Annotated in this window: 2 protein-coding genes; both read right to left on the reverse strand. The window is 67.3% G+C overall.

The features are described 5' to 3' along the window. Positions 1 to 149 precede the first annotated feature (149 nt). The gene (locus tag DY023_RS04510; RefSeq protein ID WP_147303262.1) at positions 150 to 968 is read right to left on the reverse strand and encodes a hypothetical protein; all 819 of its coding nucleotides are present in this window, start codon (positions 966 to 968) and stop codon (positions 150 to 152) included. A 32-nt stretch (positions 969 to 1,000) separates the two neighbouring features. Beyond that, on the reverse strand, positions 1,001 to 1,212 hold a 212-nt coding region (locus DY023_RS04515), incomplete at its 5' end, for a hypothetical protein (RefSeq protein WP_116241160.1).

Here is a 1,212-nt window from a genome sequence, read left to right on the forward strand (position 1 = left end):
AGACGCACCGAAATCGGCCATCGTCAACACCTCCGGTAAAAACGGTTGGACCGGACCACCCCGGCCCGACAACAACCAAACTACAAGACACCCTCAAAAACAGTCGATGGGTACAACTACCCATCACCCGCCTCTGAGAAACCGCTCCGCTACCCCACCACGATCCTGGTCAGCACCGCCGCTGCAGCGAGTCCGATGGCCAGTGGGAGCAGACAGCCGACGACGGCGGCGCGGGCGACTCGGGGAGCGGCGAACAGCGCCTCCCTTCGTGTGCGGCGTCCAAGGTCGGCACCTTCGAATGCGGCTGTCCGATCTCCGCGGCCGCGTGCTTCGAGGAGCGTCATGAGTGAGGCGAGATCTGCGATCCGTTCCCAGTACGCGGGTTCGGCCATCGGCAGCTGGCGGCGGGCGATCACGAACACCCGATCCGCTGTGACCTCGATGTCGCACTGCGCGGCGACCGCCGTGATCGCTGCCTGCGCCTCCGGTGAGAGCAGGTGACGAACGGCCTCCTCCGTGGCCCGTGCCGTGAACACCTCGAAGCGGGAGGCGAAGTCGCCCTCGATCCGGATCCGTTCCTGCGGCGCGGGAGGCTCCCACGCCGCCGCCGGCGGCGCCTTCGCCACGATGGTCATCGCGGGGAGACCGCCCCACAGCTCGAACGAGACATAGTTGGCCGCACGCGGCATGCGTACGCGCCCGACCCAGGTGTCGAACGAGTAGTTGGCCGTTTCGAAGGGCCGCGGTGTGACGCCCTCGATGAGATCGCTCACGACGCGTGACGTGCCCACCCCGAACAGCACTGCGGACCGCTCCGGATCGAGCTGACCGGTCGTGTAGGTGAATCCGTTCGCCTCGGCGAACCTGGCGAGCCGGTACTCCTCGGCTTCGCGCTCGCGAGGACCGCGGAGGTGGGAGCGGATCCGCGCCACAGCCAGGCCGGAGCGCGACTGAGGGGTCGACCGCAACCGGTCGACCCCTCAGCAGAAGATCAGCGGGTTCAGCCGCCGGCGAGCTGCTGATCCAGATCCTGGATCGCACGCATCATGCCCAGCAGCGCCTCCGACATGTCGTTGATGCCGTCCACGGCACCCTTCAGGCCGGTGGTGAGCTCGCCGTAGCCCTCACCGAACTTGCCCGACGCGTGCTGCGTCTTGAAGTCCTCACCCAGCAGGTTGTCCACCTGCCCCTTCAGGGCGTCCAGCTGACCCT

The organism is Microbacterium bovistercoris, assembly GCF_003387575.1.
Taxonomy (GTDB): domain Bacteria; phylum Actinomycetota; class Actinomycetes; order Actinomycetales; family Microbacteriaceae; genus Microbacterium; species Microbacterium bovistercoris.